Origin of the sequence: Ruminococcus sp. RTP21358st1_G6_RTP21358_211008, assembly GCF_040908885.1 — a bacterium.
Classification (GTDB): domain Bacteria; phylum Bacillota; class Clostridia; order Lachnospirales; family Lachnospiraceae; genus Blautia_A; species Blautia_A faecis.
In genome coordinates this window covers 38,653-55,876 of the sequence record NZ_JBDGDM010000005.1, presented here as the reverse complement: position 1 = coordinate 55,876, position 17,224 = coordinate 38,653, and the positions used below count along the sequence as shown (strand labels likewise).

13 protein-coding genes, 2 tRNA genes and 1 pseudogene are annotated in these 17,224 nt (G+C 40.7%); 14 read left to right on the top strand and 2 right to left on the bottom strand.

Annotated features, from left to right (window positions below; translation table 11 throughout):
- The first annotated feature begins 1 nt into the window (after nt 1).
- Nucleotides 2–802 (top strand): hypothetical protein, encoded by an 801-nt coding sequence (locus AB5Z12_RS03095; protein ID WP_368356881.1) that lies wholly within the window; start codon nt 2–4, stop codon nt 800–802.
- 126 nt (nt 803–928) lie between these two features.
- A complete protein-coding gene (locus tag AB5Z12_RS03090; protein ID WP_233456004.1) occupies nt 929–1,282 on the top strand; it encodes an ATP-binding protein in 354 nt (117 codons plus the stop codon).
- A gap of 214 nt (nt 1,283–1,496) precedes the next feature.
- Here AB5Z12_RS03090 and AB5Z12_RS03085 read toward each other — a convergent pair whose 3' ends face one another.
- Nucleotides 1,497–2,522 carry a LacI family DNA-binding transcriptional regulator gene (locus tag AB5Z12_RS03085; RefSeq protein ID WP_118577564.1) on the bottom strand — a complete coding sequence of 342 codons (1,026 nt, stop codon included), beginning with the start codon at nt 2,520–2,522 and terminating at the stop codon, nt 1,497–1,499.
- Nucleotides 2,523–2,775: 253 nt separating this feature from the next.
- On the opposite strand from AB5Z12_RS03085, the gene AB5Z12_RS03080 reads away from it, so the two are divergent.
- The 8 genes and pseudogenes from AB5Z12_RS03080 (at nt 2,776) to AB5Z12_RS03045 (ending at nt 12,568) form a co-directional block, all read left to right on the top strand.
- Complete coding sequence (locus AB5Z12_RS03080) at nt 2,776–3,714, top strand: sugar ABC transporter permease (protein ID WP_118577563.1); 939 nt, start codon at nt 2,776–2,778, stop codon at nt 3,712–3,714.
- A gap of 12 nt (nt 3,715–3,726) precedes the next feature.
- A complete protein-coding gene (locus tag AB5Z12_RS03075) occupies nt 3,727–4,620 on the top strand; it encodes a carbohydrate ABC transporter permease (protein ID WP_148461557.1) in 894 nt (297 codons plus the stop codon).
- Between the two features lie 21 nt (nt 4,621–4,641).
- Nucleotides 4,642–6,320: pseudogene (locus AB5Z12_RS03070) on the top strand (ABC transporter substrate-binding protein).
- 45 nt (nt 6,321–6,365) lie between these two features.
- A complete protein-coding gene (locus AB5Z12_RS03065) occupies nt 6,366–7,850 on the top strand; it encodes a glycoside hydrolase family 32 protein (RefSeq protein WP_195982731.1) in 1,485 nt (494 codons plus the stop codon).
- 59 nt (nt 7,851–7,909) lie between these two features.
- Nucleotides 7,910–8,863 (top strand): carbohydrate kinase, encoded by a 954-nt coding sequence (locus AB5Z12_RS03060; RefSeq protein ID WP_118577559.1) that lies wholly within the window; start codon nt 7,910–7,912, stop codon nt 8,861–8,863.
- A gap of 161 nt (nt 8,864–9,024) precedes the next feature.
- Nucleotides 9,025–10,014, top strand: a complete 990-nt coding sequence (locus AB5Z12_RS03055; protein WP_237925435.1) for a guanosine polyphosphate pyrophosphohydrolase — start codon at nt 9,025–9,027, stop codon at nt 10,012–10,014.
- A gap of 40 nt (nt 10,015–10,054) precedes the next feature.
- Nucleotides 10,055–11,050 carry an alpha/beta hydrolase family protein gene (locus AB5Z12_RS03050; protein ID WP_368368555.1) on the top strand — a complete coding sequence of 332 codons (996 nt, stop codon included), beginning with the start codon at nt 10,055–10,057 and terminating at the stop codon, nt 11,048–11,050.
- 399 nt (nt 11,051–11,449) lie between these two features.
- Complete coding sequence (locus tag AB5Z12_RS03045) at nt 11,450–12,568, top strand: hypothetical protein (RefSeq protein WP_118577556.1); 1,119 nt, start codon at nt 11,450–11,452, stop codon at nt 12,566–12,568.
- 177 nt (nt 12,569–12,745) lie between these two features.
- Here the strand turns inward: AB5Z12_RS03045 and AB5Z12_RS03040 are convergent, their stop codons facing one another.
- The gene (locus AB5Z12_RS03040; RefSeq protein ID WP_173773191.1) at nt 12,746–13,213 is read right to left on the bottom strand and encodes a DUF2798 domain-containing protein; all 468 of its coding nucleotides are present in this window, start codon (nt 13,211–13,213) and stop codon (nt 12,746–12,748) included.
- A gap of 317 nt (nt 13,214–13,530) precedes the next feature.
- Between AB5Z12_RS03040 and AB5Z12_RS03035 the strand changes: the two genes are divergently transcribed.
- The 4 genes from AB5Z12_RS03035 to AB5Z12_RS03020 all read left to right on the top strand — a co-directional run bounded on the left by AB5Z12_RS03035 (nt 13,531) and on the right by AB5Z12_RS03020 (nt 17,063).
- Nucleotides 13,531–13,615, top strand: a tRNA-Tyr gene (locus AB5Z12_RS03035).
- 4 nt (nt 13,616–13,619) lie between these two features.
- Nucleotides 13,620–13,693: transfer RNA gene (locus tag AB5Z12_RS03030), tRNA-Arg, on the top strand.
- 236 nt (nt 13,694–13,929) lie between these two features.
- The gene (locus AB5Z12_RS03025; protein WP_368368554.1) at nt 13,930–15,381 is read left to right on the top strand and encodes a family 43 glycosylhydrolase; all 1,452 of its coding nucleotides are present in this window, start codon (nt 13,930–13,932) and stop codon (nt 15,379–15,381) included.
- A gap of 110 nt (nt 15,382–15,491) precedes the next feature.
- A complete protein-coding gene (locus tag AB5Z12_RS03020; protein WP_368368553.1) occupies nt 15,492–17,063 on the top strand; it encodes an MFS transporter in 1,572 nt (523 codons plus the stop codon).
- The last annotated feature ends 161 nt before the right edge of the window (nt 17,064–17,224 follow it).

The window sequence follows — 17,224 nt, the reverse complement described above, 5'->3', positions numbered from 1 at the left end:
CGTGGCAATTTATGAAATATTAGCTTCATCTACAAGTGAAATACAGGGAATTACCTGTTTTATCATCCAACTTTTTATAGCGGAAGCTATGTTCTTTTTCCATCTAAAAAAAAGGAAACGCTTCTGGTTACGCCTGCTTGTAGGGGGAACTGCCTGTCTGCTTTTGGGAGTTACCCTTCCAATTATAATTGGTCAATATATAAGCGGAATTCGAACCTTTATTGTGCTTGTTTTTATGCAGCTTTACATGTGGTTTTGCTTCAGGCGTTCTTTTTTGGATATTTTATTTTGTATAATTGGAGCTTTTACTGTACAGAATCTTGGAAGCAATATTCAGGTGCTGATTTGTATCGTGACCAAAACTTCTTTCAAGATGCTTTCCACGGAAATGGTCATTGGATTTACCATTGTATATATTATTTGCTATCTCACTTGTGCAGCAAAAATAAAAAATTTTCCGAATATCAGCCAGAACAGAGTCCGTGTACTTTGGGTAGCCATTATTTCCTTATGTGTCTGCTGGCTCCTTCAAAGCTGGCTGATCAGTGAAAAGTTGGATATGGTTATGGCGTGCCGTGTTCCATTTGTATTCTGCTGTATTTTATCTCTTTTTATGCAGTTTGGGCTTCTGGAGCAGTCCCGGCTCAATGAAGAAAATCTGGCTCTTGAGCAGTTAATAAAGGAAAATGCAAAACAGTATGAGTTGTCAAAGAAAACAGTTGAAATCATTAACATGAAATGTCATGATCTTAAGCACCGGATTCTGGAATTGGAACAAGCCGGAAATGCAGATCATGGCTAGCTGGAAGAAATACGTAAAGCAGTAGATATTTATGACGGGCTTGCGAAAACAGGCTGCCAGCCATTGGATATTATTCTTTCAGAAAAGAATCTTCTTTGTGAAAAATATCAAATTAAGTTTTCATATATGATTGATGGAGAGAAGCTTACTGGTATTAAATCGGGAGATATCGCTGCCATATTTGGAAATGCTTTAGATAACGCTATTGAATGTGCAGCGGAGCTGCCAGTTGAAAAGAGAATTATCAGCCTCATCGGATATGCGAGACAGGATGTGATGGGGATTCATATTGAGAATTATTGCGAGGATGAACTGGAATTTCGTAATGGGCTTCCGGTGAGTACCAAAGGAGATGATAATTATCATGGCTTTGGCATGAAAAGTATTCAATATGTGGTGGAAAAATATGGCGGAAATCTTGTGGCGAATTTGGAAGAAAAGATTTTTAGTGTAGATATTATTTTTCCAGTTCTAGATTAGAGCCTTTTTCAAACTGGGGAGGTGCCTTTTTTTGAACGCAGATATGCATTCCCCCGCTTCAAGTGCGCGGAGCACTAAGCGGCAGGTGAGGGGGAATGCTTCTGTCAGTGGGAGCCTTCAGCTCCCACTGACAGATCGCGAAGCGACTGCGTTCATGAGCAAGTAGCGAAGCGGACCTGAAATGTCCGCTTTAATAATATACGACAGCAATAAGTTAACTGGTAGTATTCCGGCGAATCAGCACCGGAGTGATCTGTTTGTGAATTGGCTTTTCCAGTGGCTTAGGCGCTCGCTTTTTTTGCTCTTCCATCTGCTGCACCAGAAGCTCCATGGCAGTCTGTGCAATAACATCAATTTGCTGACCGACAGTTGTGATCGGAAGGATTGATTCACTGGCAATTGGAGAATTATCAAAACCTATAATTTCGTAAGTAGGTGGTAATTTACCATATTTCTGGAAAATTAAATTGAGAAACATATTGGCATAGGTATCATTCGCAAGAAAGATACCTTTTTTTTGATTCGGATACTTTTCTTCAATTCTTGTAAAGATACGTCTTATCACATTTAAAATCTCTTGATAAGAATTGCCGCTTACGCTTAGATCAATGTCATAAGGAACCTGATATTCTTTACATGTTTCCTCAAATGCACGTATACGATCATAAGCCGGGACTGTTTTTTCAACATTGACATTGATATGAATCAATATATCACATTTATCACGAATTAACAGGGAGGTAGCCTGAAGGGAACCCATATAATTGTCAGTGGTAATGCTGCTGATATATTCTGCCTCTCGCTCAATGGCAATGACAGGAATCTGATAGGAAGCCAGTTTTTGGGATGACAGTGTATGGCTTAAAACAATAAGCCCCTCAATCTGATAGGAAAGAAGCTCTTCAATATACTGTTGTTCCTCTTCGGCACCGTGTTCACTGGAAAAAACAAGAAATTTGTAATGGTAGTTACTATAGCTTGAAAGAAGCTGTGTCAGCATTTCAGAGTAGTAATGCAAGTAGAGATTTGGAACAATAATTCCGATAAACTCACTTTTACCATTTGCCAGAACTTTTGCAAGTTTATTTTTTTTATAGCCAAGGGTATCAAGGGCCTGTGAAATCTTTTCCTGATTTTCAAGCGTAAGAGAATCGGGATGATTGAAATACCGTGATATTGTAGTTTTTGAAAAATGAGTATATTCTGCAATATCTGCAAATGTCACCTGTTTTTTTGCCATAAAAATTTAATCTCCTTATAAATAAATGAGAATAATATTGGGGAATCTTTTAATTACTGGGATTATATTATTTTTTTAGTATAGCAATTATTTAAAAAAAAGGCAATGCTAAAATAACCGATTACGTAACCGGTTATTTTAGCTTGAAAAAGTGTTGACATATGAACTTGGATGTAGTAACATCGAGCTATAAAGTAACCGGTTACTTAACCGGTTCCGAGAACGAAAAGAGAAAGGAATGGAGGAGAAGTGCATGAAAAGAATGCAGAACCAAACAATGCCCGTGAAAAAGCAAACGTGGAGAGATAAGGCTACATATGTGAAGAAAAACTGGCAGTTATATCTTTTTTTCTTAATGCCAGGACTTTTACTGACAATCATTTTTAAGTATCTTCCTATGGGGGGACTTCTGATTGCATTTGAGGATTACAACGTAATCAAGGGAGTGCTTGGAAGTCCATGGGTCGGACTTGAATATTTCAGGCGGTTTTTATCTTCACCGGATTTTATGAACTACCTGTTGAATACGTTAAAACTGAGTATTTATGGACTGTTGTGGGGCTTTCCGGTTCCGATCATTCTGGCATTGCTTTTAAATCGTATCCGCAGAACCGGAGTTAAGAAGAAAGTACAGCTTTTGGTCTATATGCCGAACTTTATATCTGTAATTGTACTTTGCGGTATGGTACGAATGCTGCTTTCTCCAGTCGGACCTCTGAATAAACTGTTAGGAATCAGTACAAACTGGATGACAATGCCATCTGCTTTCCGCACCATTTACATAGCAAGTGGAATCTGGCAGACAGCAGGCTGGGCCTCTATTATGTACACGGCTGCTTTATCCAATGCAAGCAAAGAACTGGAAGAAGCAGCTATTATGGATGGCGCAAATCTTCTGCAGCAGATCTGGTATGTGGAGCTTCCTGCAATCAAGAATATTATTGTAATTCAGTTTATTCTGCAGGCTGGAAATATTATGAGTATTGGATTCGAGAAAGCCTATGCATTACAGACAGATATGAACCTGCCGGCATCAGAAATTTTATCAACATATGTATACCGTATTGGTCTTTTGAACGGCGATTATGGTTATTCGACGGCTGTTGGTCTGTTTAATTCAGTAGTAAATGTAATTCTGTTAGTTTTTGTAAACTGGGTGGTAAAGAAGCTGAACGACGGAGAAGGATTATAGGAGGAAGCGAAGATGGAGAAAATAAAGAAAAAATATTCGAAGACAGACTGTCTTATCCTTGGAATTGGATTCCTGATTCTTGGACTGTTTGTACTTTCTATTGCAATTCCAATCGTGTATGTAGTGCTTGCCTCTTTTATGGATCCTACAGTTTTGAATAATCAGGGACTGAGTTTTCATATTAAGGACTGGACTTTGGATGCATATCGCAGAGTACTGGAAAATGAGATGATCTGGCGTGGATTCCTGAATTCTTTTCTGTATTCACTTGCATTTACAGCTATTTCTGTTTTTATAACATTGCTGGCAGCGTATCCATTGTCCAAGAAGGAATTTGTGGGAAGAAAACTTTTTAATCTTATTTTTCTGATCACAATGTTCTTTGGCGGTGGAATGATCCCGACTTTTATTTTAATCAATCAGCTGCATATGGTAAATACAGTCTGGGCAGTTTTAATTCCTGGAGCATTTAATGTCTGGAATATGATCCTTGCAAGAACATACTACCAGTCGATCCCGGCAGAATTAAGAGAAGCCTCTGCAATTGATGGAGCCAATGAGATCCAGCATTTCTTCAAAATCATGATGCCGGTATGTAAGCCGATCATTGCAGTACTTGCACTGTGGTCATTTGTAGGAATGTGGAACAGCTATTTTGATGCAATGATTTATCTGAATGATGCAAATCTTCAGCCTCTGCAGTTAGTACTTCGTTCCATTCTGGTACAGAATACTCCGCAGCCAGGTATGATTGCAGATATTCAGAGTACTGCTGAAATGGCAAAGGTAGCGGAACAGCTGAAATATGCAACCATTGTGGTATCAAGCTTACCGCTTTTAGTAATGTACCCATTCTTCCAGAAGTATTTTGATCAGGGAATTATGGTCGGATCAGTAAAAGGCTGATAAGAAAGGAACGATACAGATATGAAGAAAAACAGAGTAAAAGGTTTACTTGCACTTGGACTTTCTTTGACGATGATGATAAGTACGGCAGGGTGTGGAAAAGAGCAGCAGCTTAATGCGGAGATCAACCCGGACACACCAGTATCTGAGGTACAGTTTCCATTAAAGGAAACAGAGGAGCTTTCTTTTATTACAAGTGCACCGGCTACTTCCACACAGGATCCCAATGAAAGAGTGATTTTCCAGCGACTGGAAGAACAGACAAATGTTCATATTGACTGGACCTGTTTTGTATCCGATCAGTTTTCAGATAAAAAGAATCTGGCTCTGGCTCAGTTTGGAAATCTGCCGGATGGATTGTTTAATGCAGGAATGAGTGATTATGATCTGCTGCGATATGCGAAGCAGGGAATTATCATTCCACTGGAAAATCTGATTGACAAATATATGCCGAATCTTCAGGCTGTGTTTGAAAAATACCCAGAGTACAGGACTATGTGCACAGCACCGGATGGCATATCTATTCTTTCCCGTGGATTGAACAGCTTGGTGCAGGAAAAGAAGCAATTCAGGCGATTGGAGATATTCCATATATTAATAAAAAATGGCTTGACTACCTTGGACTTGAGATTCCTACAACAACAGACGAACTGGAACAGGTACTGATTCAGTTCCGCGATCATGCAGAAGAACTGGAGAAAGAATTTTCCATTGAAGGTGATGTAATTCCAATGTCCTTTATTATCAATAACGGAGATCAGGATCCGGCGATTTTAATAAATGGATTTGGTGAGGGTTACGGAGACACAGGAGATCATTTCGCGGTAACAGATGAAGGAAAAGTAATTTATACAACTGTTCAGGAAGGCTACAAGGAAGGAATTGAATGGCTTCATAAACTGGTGACAGAAGATCTTGTAGATCCGGAAGCCTTTACACAGGAGTGGTCTACTTATGTTGCAAAAGGAAAGAATCACCGTTACGGACTCTGCTTCACATGGGATATTGCGAATATAGATAACAATACAGATTATGTGATGCTTCCGGCACTGACCGGGCCGGATGGCATGAGAAATATTACCAGACAGAACAACAGTGAAACCAGTGGATTTGACCGTGGAAGATGTGTTCTTACATCCAGCTGTCGTAATACAGCACTTGCTGCTGCATGGATTGATCAGATGTATGCACCCCTCCAGTCTCCGCAGAATAACTGGGGTACTTATGGCGAAGAGGATTCCTTTAACATTTTTGAACTGTCTACAAACAAAGACGGCGGCGAAATGTTAAAACATATGGATCTGGGAGAGCAGTCTCCAGTGGAAGTGCGTGAGGCGCAATCTGTAAATGGCCCTCTGGCCGTGCTGAATGAATATTATGATGTATATGTGACACAGCCGGAAGATGCAAAATGGCGTCTGGATAATATGCATGAGACCTATGTACAGGATATGAATAGCAAATATGTTTATCCAAATGTATTTATGAGTATTGATGATACAAACAAAGTATCACAGTATGATACCGATATTAAAAAATATGCAGAACAGAAGAAAGCTGACTGGATCCTGAATGGAGGAATAGAGGAAGAATGGGATTCCTACCTGGAAAAAATGGAGAAATACGGACTTTCAGATTATCTTTCAATCAAACAGAAATATTTTGATCAGTATCAGGAATCCTTAAGCGCGGAAAAGTAACAAAAGATGTAAGAACTGAACAACGACTTTGACAGGAGATTTTTCATGAGCGAAATGTTAGAAAAGGCAAGAAAATATGAATTTACACAGGGACAGCAGATTAAAGCGGAAGACAGACCGGCTTTTCATATAACTCCTTATGTTGGATGGATGAATGATCCCAATGGATTTTCCTGCTATAAGGGAGAATACCATTTGTTTTATCAGTACAATCCATATAACACACATTGGGACAGCATGCACTGGGGGCATGTGGTAAGTAAGGATCTGCTGCATTGGGACTATCTCCCGGCAGCATTGGCACCAGACCAGGATTACGATAAAGTGGGCTGCTTTTCCGGAAGTGCCATAGAGCTGGAGGACGGCAGACAGCTGCTTATGTATACAGCTGTGGACCGGGAAATACTGGAGGACGGAACCGCAAGGGATGTTCAGACACAGGCGGTGGCTGTGGGAGATGGAAAAGATTACGTGAAGTATGACAAAAATCCGGTCCTGACCTTTAAAAATCTGCCGGAAGGTGCAAGCAGAGTAGATTTCCGTGACCCAAAAATCTGGAAAGAAAAAGATGGAAACTTTTATTGTGTCATAGGCAGCCGTCCGGCAGATGGAAGTGGACAGATTCTTCTTTACAGAAGTAAAAATGGTTTTGAATGGGAATTTGTAAGTACTTTGGCAGAGAATAAAAACCGCTATGGAAAGATGTGGGAATGTCCGGATTTCTTTGAACTGGACGGCAAATATGTGCTTCTGACAAGCCCACAGGACATGATTCCGGAAGGAATGGAATATCATAATGGAAATGGAACATTATGTATCATAGGAGATCTGGATTCTGAGACACATACTTTGAAGGAACAGTCTTATCAGAGTGTGGATTATGGAATTGACTGTTATGCAATGCAGACATTGCTTGCTCCAGATGGAAGAAGAATTATGATTGCCTGGATGCAGAACTGGGATACTCTTGCTTATCGCAGAAATGAATCTAAATGGTTTGCACAAATGAGCCTTCCGAGAGAAGTGTCTGTGAAAAACGGAAGATTGTATCAGGTTCCGGTCAGAGAACTGGATTCCATGCGTGCAAATAAAGTCGAGTACAGGGATGTTGTGATTAAAGACACCAGAATTACACTTGACCAGATTGAAGGACGTACCGTAGATCTGGAGCTTGTAATACAACCGGTAGATAAAGATAAGCTTTATAAAAAATTCGAACTCTGTTTTGCAGAGAATGAAAAATATCATTCCACTTTACGATTCCGTCCAGATGAATCAGTTTTGAAAATCGACAGAAGCTTCTCCGGAAGCGAACGTGCAGTGGTTCATCAGAGAGAATGTCTGGTAAATGGTGACTGTAATGAATTGAAATTACGAGTAATTCTGGACAGATTCAGCGCGGAAATATTTATCAATGACGGAGAACAGGTTATGTCTGCTGTGATTCTTACAGAACAGAATGCAAAGGGAATTTCTTTCTTTGTTGACGGTGCGGCTAAGATCGATGTAGTGAAATATGATTTGGTATGAAAGTTCCAGAAGCTTGTCATGAATGAGTAAGGTAAAAATACAAGAATTGGGAGCAACGTATGAAGAAATATGATGTAACGGCACTGGGAGAATTATTGATTGATTTTACTGAAAACGGAAAAAGCAATCAGGGAAATCCACTTTTTGAAGCAAATCCCGGAGGAGCACCTTGTAATGTGCTTGCAATGTTAGCAAAGTTAGGGCATAACACGGCATTTATCGGAAAGGTAGGAAATGATTTCTTCGGAGAACAGTTGAGGGCTGCAATAAAAGAAGTTGGAATTGATGACACTGGATTATGTACAGACGAAAAGATACATACAACCCTTGCTATGGTACATACATATCCCGATGGAGACAGGGATTTCTCTTTTTACCGTAATCCGGGTGCAGACATGATGCTGAATAAAGCTGAAATTTGTGAAGATATTCTCAAAAATACGAAAATTTTTCATTTTGGTACATTGTCTATGACACATGAAGGGGTGCGGGAGGCAACGAAAGAAGCAATTCATATTGCAGAAGAAGCTGGCGCTATTATTTCATTTGATCCCAACTTACGTCCACCGCTCTGGGAGTCTATGGAAGAGGCGAGAAAGCAGGTATTATATGGTCTTGGTCATTGTCAGATACTGAAAATTTCAGATAATGAAATTCAGTGGCTGACAGGAGAAGAAGATTATAGTGATGGCGTAAACTGGATTAGAGAACGTTATCAGATTCCGCTGATTCTTGTGTCTATGGGAAGAGAAGGAAGTCGTGCTTATTATAATGAAATGATGGTGGAAGTAAAGCCGTTTTTACAGGATAATACCATCGAGACAACCGGAGCAGGAGATACATTCTGCGGCTGTGTATTGCACTATGTCTGTGAACATGGAATTAATGGACTAAAAGAGGAAAATCTGGCTGAAATGTTAACGTTTGCCAATGCAGCTGCCTCAATTATCACAACAAGAAAAGGCGCACTGAGAGTAATGCCGGAAGAAAAAGAAATAAAGCTATTAATATAAAATATTCAAAAGAATAGGAATACAACAAAGGGACTTCTTCGGAGGTCCCTTTTAAAATGGGAAAATGTTAATAAAACTTTTTCTTGCTAAATTGTAAAAGTTTGCTAGAATAGTTGTAACAAACACAGTCAGAAAGAACGTTCACAAACGAGGTGACCGCTATGATTACACTGAATGATTATTTATATTCCGGAGATACGGTTTTAAAAATTTTACAGAAATATACAGAGGATCTGCGTAAGGAAGCGAAGAAGAACCATAACGAAGTCGATTTGGTGCACAGCAACTTTCTGCTCCAGATCACGGAACTTCTGGAGCATAATGATTTCCTTACGGCCCAGTCCCAGAAGATCCGGGAATTTTACAAATATATGGCCCATGAATATCCATTTCTTGCTTTTACATTTAAAGGCAGGATTAAGTCATTGATCCGGGCAGAAGAGAAATTTAATGGATATGTAGTGGAATATATTTACGATTATTACCGGGAAAATGGTACCTATCCGTCGGTTGCAGAGCTGAAAAATAAGCTGAGCTGCTTTCGTGATTTTATTGCTTACCGGATTGTGGTCTGTATGCCAAGATGTCACCTGAAGCCTGGAGAAGACCAGGAACAGGCATCTATCCGTTACCTTTATGAGATTGCAAATGTGCTGCCCGGATTTCTGGAAGAGAGAGGCTTTACAGCAGAATCGGCTCAGGGAGTGAAATTGAGTACTTCTGATCAACTAAATGATGATGTAAAGCCTTATTACAGAGATTATATTTGTGGTACCAGTGAATATGGGTATCAGTCTTTACATATTACATTTTATGATAACAGCTCCAGATCCTACATGGAGGTACAGCTCCGTACCCAGAAAATGGATGACATTGCAGAAATCGGTCCGGCCAATCACCTGGGCTATGAGAAACGCCAGCAGGACGAGCGAGCCAGAAGAGATGTGATCCCGGAAGGGGAATGTGTTTACTTTGATGAGGCTTATGAGCGGGGGATGAAGCTGCTTTCCCTGGAATTAGCAGATCTTGACGTGAATATGTTTTCTGCGGTAAATAACAGTCTGATCAACGATGGCTGTGGATTGTTCCGAGGCAGATTGATTCTGCCTTATGAGCATTTGTCCAGATTTCAGAATGATGTGATTGATTGAGAAAAAAGTAAGTGGAGCAATAAAGATGTTAAAGAAAAAGATGTTAATTGCTTTAGGGGTGGCAGCAGTATTGAGTGTGAGCTGTGTAAGTGTGACTGTCTGGGCTGAGGAAAACGCAGAAGAGCAGACAGAGGAAGCAGAGGACAGTTCTAATTCTGAAGGAGAGGAAGATGCTGATTTAGAAGAGTCTGACAATCCGGAGATTGAAGAGGGATACACTACAGAACTAGAAGGCTGCACAAAGGTGGTTTCCTGGTGCAAAAATGGAGACAATAATATTTACGGACAGTTCTATTATCCGGAAGATTTTGACGAAACAAAGACTTATCCAGTAATCATTATGAGCCACGGAATCGGTTCTACTTCCCAGATGGTAGAGCGTGCAAAATGGCCGGAAAAGGCGGCTCAGGATGGATATGTGGTTTATACATTTGACTTCTGCGGCGGTTCCCTTAACGGAAACAGTGACGTAGATTTCATGGATATGACAGTGATGACTGAGAAAGAAGATTTAAGTGCTGTTATGGACTTTGTGAAAACAAAGGATTATGTGGATCAGGATCATCTTTTCCTTCTGGGACAGAGCCAGGGAGGACTTGTAAGTGCTCTGACTGCTGCAGACAGAAAAGATGATGTGGCTGCTATGATCCTGATTTATCCGGCGTTTTGTATTGCGGATAATGCCCGGGAAATGTATGATTCCGCATATGATATTCCGGAAGACAGAGCTGAGATGCCGGTAGGAACTGTGGGTTCTGAGTATGTGAAAACAGTTTATGATCTGGATGTTTATGGCACTATCAGCGCATATGATGGAGACGTGATGATCATTCACGGAATCAATGACAGCCTGGTGCCATACAGCTATTCTGAAAAGGCAATTGAGGAAGCGTATACAGGGGAAGGTTCTGTTCTGATTCCCATTTATGGAAAAAAATCTACCCATGGTTTCGAGATGAACTTTGAAGAGGGAAGAGACTATGCGGAGACAGTTGGATTGGAATTTTTGGATGTGCATTTGAAAGAGGAAGAATAAAGGTTTAGGAAACCAAAAAGTGAAAAAAACATGTAGGGCGTATTTATAGATCGTTATGAATTAAAGGCATTGCAAGGATATTATACCGCGTACTAAAAGTTAGATTTTAATGTCTGACTTTTGGGCGGTATGTTCTACAATGCCTTTTTTTATTTAAGTATATATTTTATAAAAATAATATTGTATAAAATAAATACAAATGGTATAATATTAACGAGGAATGATTCTTAAAAAAATATAAACTCCTTGCAGTACATTATATTTTATGTTACGCTGAATTCACATCTCAGGAACTCTATGTACTATTCGTAGGCGGTTCAGCTCATGAACAGCAGTCTATTCATTGCCATTCGGTGAAGTATTCCTGTGAAATAAGCGTAATAAAGAAGGTGGTGAAACTTGGGTGTAAAAGACCAGGGACTACAGGAGTATCTGAAAGATAACGAACGCTTTGCAGATTTTGTGAATGGTACCTTATTTGCAGGAAAGCAGATTGTGGATCCATGTTATCTTAAGGAAGTACAAAGGAAGAAGAGAGTATCATATAAACAGTCGATTATGGCAAAAAATATACAAAAGAAAAACAGTTCTGAAAAATACGGCGAAGAGGAAATTGCCAGGGAAAAAGGTGTTTTTGAAGAGGGAGAATTCGGGGATGACAGCGCGAAGCTCATGTATCTGGAAAGAGAGCGCGATTTCCTTCGTCTCCACGATAAGCCAGGCTGTAGATTTTTGTTGGCATGTGAAGTTGAATCTGGGGCAAATTATGAGATGCCTGTGAGATGTTTTACATATGACAGCATAGAATATACAGATCAGCTAAAAGAGTGGAAAAGAAAATCCCAGCAAATGTTTTGGGGAAGAGGAAAACGTGGGAAAAAACGGCGCCGAATCCGTCGTCCATTGCTTCCGGTATTTCATCAGGTATTATACCTGGGAGAGAAAAGGTGGAAGAGTAAGTTAAAATTACAGGAAATGATGGACATCCCGGAAAATGTGATGAGTTTTTCAGACAGGCTTCCTGATTATGATATTTGTATGATAGATATTCATGAACAGAATCCTGAGTTGTTTCACACGGAATGGAAAGATATTTTCCAGCTTATGAAGCACAGCCGTAAAAAAGACGAATTGAGAAAATACGTAGAAGAGAGTACCGAAGAAATACGAAAGCTAAGTCAAGAAACCAGATGGCTTCTGGCGATATTACTGGAGCAATATGAATTTGTTGATGAAGAGGTTGTGGAGGTGAAGGATATGTGTAAGGCATGGGATGGCGCAATGCAAATGTATGCAGATGAAGCGAGAGCAGCAACGCGGAAAGAAATGAAGAAAGAGATGAAAAAAGAAATGAGAAGACAGGCCAGAGAAAAAGATCGCAGGACCGTTTTTAACATGTTTTCTCGGGGGTATTCACAGAAAGAAATTGCGGCAATTTCCGAGCTGCCGCTTAAAAAAGTACAGAAAATGTGTGAAGGGTTTATCGAGAATACAACAATGGCAGTACATACTTCTTGATTTGGATTAGAAATTACAGAATAGTAGCTGAGAAAGTTTAACGAGAAAAGGCATTGCAAGGAATTATATGGCGTCTGTAAACGATTTGATTTTGGAGTCAAACGTTAGGGAGAGGCTATATCCTGCAATGCCTTTTAAAATCCTTCAAATTTATATGAAAACTGCTAACAGGTACGCTTATGCATCTTGTTTCTCCGGAAACATTTTCCTGAAGAGAAAACGGATCAGCGGTCCACAGTACATAAGCTGCCAGAAGAAGGCTACCGGGAAGTTCATGAAAGTGGTCTGGAGCCATACGGCAACGAACTGGGAACCCGCATTTTTAAACAAGATTGTGGCAATTAAGCTCATGATCGGGCACATAATGCAGATGATCATAACAGAAATTGCAACTGTGATAGCGAAAGGTCTGTCTTTAGGTGTGACAATACGAAAAGCAAGCTTATGGGCAAGGTTATCAACAATAAAGAACTCCAGTACAAATGCAACCGGCCACATAATCTTCATTTCGCCGAAAGCCATGAGAAATACCTGGTTGCTCATTCCACCGATGTTCAGGGAAATGTTGTAGCAGATCATGGCGTAGACCATAAGGAAAGCCATCATCAGAGTGAAAATAACATTTTGAAACTTAGTTTTTGGCATAAAATTGTTCTCCTTTTTCTAAAAATGGGTACAAAAAAGACACATGTGTTGTTCGTTATCAAGTGTACACTTGTGTCGTTTCCAATTTTATACCAGAGCTAATTTGTTATTGAATTGTTTACCGAATGATTATTATACCAGATAAATGGGAAAATGCAATAAAAAAATCGATATATAAGATGGACTAAGAAATGATAATGGGGATTTTTTATAAGTCAGAATGCAGTTTTACTTAAGTTCCTTGGTTATATTAAACTAGTGGTTTATTGCAGAATATATAGTTCTTCTGGTAATATAAAACATGTAAGAAATCATATCGGTCATTATCCCGCTAAGGAGGCGGAGCGGACTGTAAATCCGCTGTTATCATAACACGAGTGGGTTCGATTCCCTCATGACCGAGTATACTCCTGTAGCTCAGCTGGATAGAGCACGCGTCTACGAAGCGCGGTGTCGAGAGTTCGAATCTCTCCAGGAGTGCTTCCAATGGCAGATGCCTTGGAGTAAAGTGAATCAGGTAAGGAAATGGTGTAAAGGAAGAAAGCTGTCTGTGACTGGACAGTTTTTTTATTGAGCTTCAACCTCTGGACTTTAAAGATGTGCTATTTGCGATAAATTTGTTACAATTTACGTTAAAAACAGGTACAGAAATTGCAGGGTGTTATAATAAATCCATGATATGAAACATGTAAAATAATCAATGGAGGATAAATGGTATGAAAACAAAGCAGGCTGTAAATCCGTACCTGCCAAGCTGGGAATACGTGCCGGATGCGGAGCCGCATATTGTGGATGGACGTGTATACATATATGGTTCTCATGATCTTTTTAACGGCTTGAATTTCTGTCTGGGAGATTATGTATGCTGGTCAGCGCCGGTAGACGATCTGGGCAACTGGCGTTATGAGGGTGTTATTTTCAAAAGAGAGCAGGATCCGGCAGCACCGAAGATCCGTCTTACAAATGGTCTGGCAGCACCGGATATGATCCAGGGACCGGACGGAAGATTTTATCTTTATTATTTCATGGGCGGCACCAAGATGATTTCTGTGGCTGTCTGTGATAAGCCGGCAGGCAAATATGAATTCTATGGTTATGTAAAATATGCAGATGGTACTCCTATTGGAAAGAAAGAGGAGCCGCTGCAGTTTGACCCGGGTATTTTTATGGACGATGATGGAAGACTGTATCTTTACACAGGCTTTGCCCTTCAGGGAAATCCCCTTCTGCTTGATGGCTCCAAGCCTACTGAGCACGGTGCGATGTGCTTCGAGCTGGACCCGGCAGACATGCTTACTGTAAAAATGGGACCGAAATACATCGGAATTGCCAGTGAGAAAGAAGCACCAGGAAGCTCTTATGAGGGACATCCCTTCCTGGAGGCAAGCTCCATGCGTAAATTCAATGGAACCTATTACTTCATCTACAGTTCCCTGAACAGTCATGAGCTCTGCTATGCAACCAGCAATAATCCTACTGGTGGATTTGAATTTGGCGGTGTTCTGGTCAGCAACGGAGATATTGGCCTTCCAGGAATCACAGATGTGAAAAACGCAAGAAACTGTACTGGAAACACTCACGGAAGCCTGATCGAGATTAATGGAAGCTATTATGTTTTTTATCACAGACACAGTAACCGTAAGCAGTCTTCCCGTCAGGCCTGTGCAGAGCGCATCCGCTTCGAGAATGGTAAATTCTATCAGGCAGAGATGACCTCCTGTGGTCTGAATGACGGACCGCTTAAGGGAAAAGGAAACTATCCTTCCTACATTGCCTGCAACGTATATGGCAAAAAAGGAACCCGTTTCTTAAGTATGATCAAACATCCAAAGTCCGGTCATCCATATCTGACTCAGGAAGGAAAGGATCGTGAGCAGGGGTCAGATCAGTATATTGCCAATATGTGTGACGGAGCAGTTGCAGGCTTCAAATATTTTGACCTGCGTGAGACCTCTAAGGTTCGTATTAATATTAAGGGAAAAGCAACTGGAATTGTTTATGTATCCACAGAGGAAGGCGGCAAGCCAGTGGCAAAGATTCAGGTAAAACCTTGCAAGGAACAGCACGGTTTTGCAGCTGATGTAAACGGACTCGGTGAGAAAGAGGCACTGTACTTCAGTTACAAGGGAACTGGCGCATTTAATTTTATGTCTTTTGATCTGAAGTAAGATTCCATTAAATGTGCAGGAAATATTCTGCCTGTAAATGGAAGACAGAGCTTAAATAAAGGGAAAAAGAGTTTATCTTAAGAGTCAAATAAACCCAGGAGGCGAAATATTTGAACATTACTAATTTTGCAAAAAAACTTGCAGAAAAGCCGGTTTTTAAAACAAGAATCAAATCCGATCAGGTGAAGCTTCCGGAGATAGCCATTGGATATTTTCTGGCACCTTTTTGCGCCATGTTTGCCAATGCCATTTTCGGTGCTTATCTGAATCGTTATTATGTGGATGTACTTGGCTGGACGAAATTCGGAGCATTTGCCACACTTCTGCCAATCGTATCTGTGATTTTCGTAGTTCTCGGAAATCTGATGATCGGGCAGTGGATCGACAACACCAGAAGTACACAGGGAAAAGCAAGACCTTACCTGATCATTGCAGCACCAATGCTGATCATAGCCATTATTCTTATGTTTATGACACCAACTAAGGGCAATAATGCAGTGCAGATGATCTGGATCGCAGTGTCCTATAACCTGTACTATGCACTTGCATATCCATGTTTTTACTGTGCACATAGCTCCATGGTTTCTCTTTCTACCAGAAATTCTGAGAGCCGCGGGCTTCTTGCAACACTGTCAAATGCAGCAATGGTTGCCTCCGCAGGAGTGGGAGCCAGCATCGTAGTGCCAATTCTTCTGCAGAGCTTTCTGTTTGTGACAAAGGACGGCGGAATTGATGTGGATGCAAGCTATTCACACTGGAGGATTATTTCCATAGTTCTTTGCCTTGTAAGTGCATTTGGCTGTATGCTGGAATATTATTTTACCAGAGAGCGTATTACAGAGGAAACCATCAATCTGAATGTGAAGGAAGAGAAGCTTCCTCTGAAAAAACAGCTGGAAGGCTGTATCCACAACAAATACTGGTGGATCATCATTCTCTATTTCCTGATTTTCCAGTTTGGCCAGCTGATCAAAAACAGTTCCATGAGCTTCTATGTAAGATGGATGTTTGACAGTGTAATTAATTCTGCAAATCCGGAGCAGACTTCCGGTGCATTAATGTCAACACTTGGTTTGGTTGGTGGAATTCCTACTGCCGTTGGTATGGTAGTGGCATGGCCAATTGCCCGTAAGCTGGGCAAAAAGAGAGCTGTTGTTACAGGACTTTGCTTCTCCGTTGTAGGCGGCCTTGTCTGTTTCCTGAATGTACACAGCTTCGGAATGGTTGCTGCAAGTATGGTACTGAAAGGAATCGGAAGTATTCCGGCAATGTATGTGACGATGGCGCTTCTTTCTGATGTGCTGGATCACCTGGAAGCGAAGAATGGTTTCCGAAGCGATGGATTTACAATGTCTGTTTATAGCTCCATTATGGTAGGTCTTAGCGGACTCTGTATCGGTGTGCTGAACAGTCTTCTTACCTTTGCTGGTTACAGCAATACCGGTATTGCATGTAATCCGCAGACCTTGGAAATTGTTGAAAATGTGGCAAATTATACAGGTCAGGTGGTATATCGCCAAATGGGCGGCGTGGAGCAGGTGCTTTCATTCGCATTCCTGGCGGCAGATGTGATCACATATGCAGTTGTTATCATTCTTATGAGCCGTCTGGATGTAGAAAAACACATTGAAGAGGACCAGAAAAAGATCAAAGAAAATCAGAAGAAAGCAGCTAATATCTAATTGTTTCAGAACCTGTTTCCTGTTATACTATTCTTAGTTAACACAAGTGATTCCGGCTCCCTGGTGCAGTGTCACTGTGCCAGGGAGCCGTTTTAGCCGAATAAGCTGCGAAGAAGCTATTCGATTATGAGAAGGCAGCAAAGCGGATTGGGGTATCCGTT

What these genes read in the sequence shown, in the direction of transcription:
- AB5Z12_RS03090 (WP_233456004.1), top strand. Translation starts at nt 929, where the DNA reads ATGATTGATGGAGAGAAGCTTACTGGTATTAAATCGGGAGATATCGCT.
- AB5Z12_RS03085 (WP_118577564.1), bottom strand. Translation starts at nt 2,522, where the DNA reads ATGGCAAAAAAACAGGTGACATTTGCAGATATTGCAGAATATACTCAT.
- AB5Z12_RS03080 (WP_118577563.1), top strand. Translation starts at nt 2,776, where the DNA reads ATGAAAAGAATGCAGAACCAAACAATGCCCGTGAAAAAGCAAACGTGG.
- AB5Z12_RS03075 (WP_148461557.1), top strand. Translation starts at nt 3,727, where the DNA reads ATGGAGAAAATAAAGAAAAAATATTCGAAGACAGACTGTCTTATCCTT.
- AB5Z12_RS03065 (WP_195982731.1), top strand. Translation starts at nt 6,366, where the DNA reads ATGAGCGAAATGTTAGAAAAGGCAAGAAAATATGAATTTACACAGGGA.
- AB5Z12_RS03060 (WP_118577559.1), top strand. Translation starts at nt 7,910, where the DNA reads ATGAAGAAATATGATGTAACGGCACTGGGAGAATTATTGATTGATTTT.
- AB5Z12_RS03055 (WP_237925435.1), top strand. Translation starts at nt 9,025, where the DNA reads ATGATTACACTGAATGATTATTTATATTCCGGAGATACGGTTTTAAAA.
- AB5Z12_RS03050 (WP_368368555.1), top strand. Translation starts at nt 10,055, where the DNA reads ATGTTAATTGCTTTAGGGGTGGCAGCAGTATTGAGTGTGAGCTGTGTA.
- AB5Z12_RS03040 (WP_173773191.1), bottom strand. Translation starts at nt 13,213, where the DNA reads ATGCCAAAAACTAAGTTTCAAAATGTTATTTTCACTCTGATGATGGCT.
- AB5Z12_RS03025 (WP_368368554.1), top strand. Translation starts at nt 13,930, where the DNA reads ATGAAAACAAAGCAGGCTGTAAATCCGTACCTGCCAAGCTGGGAATAC.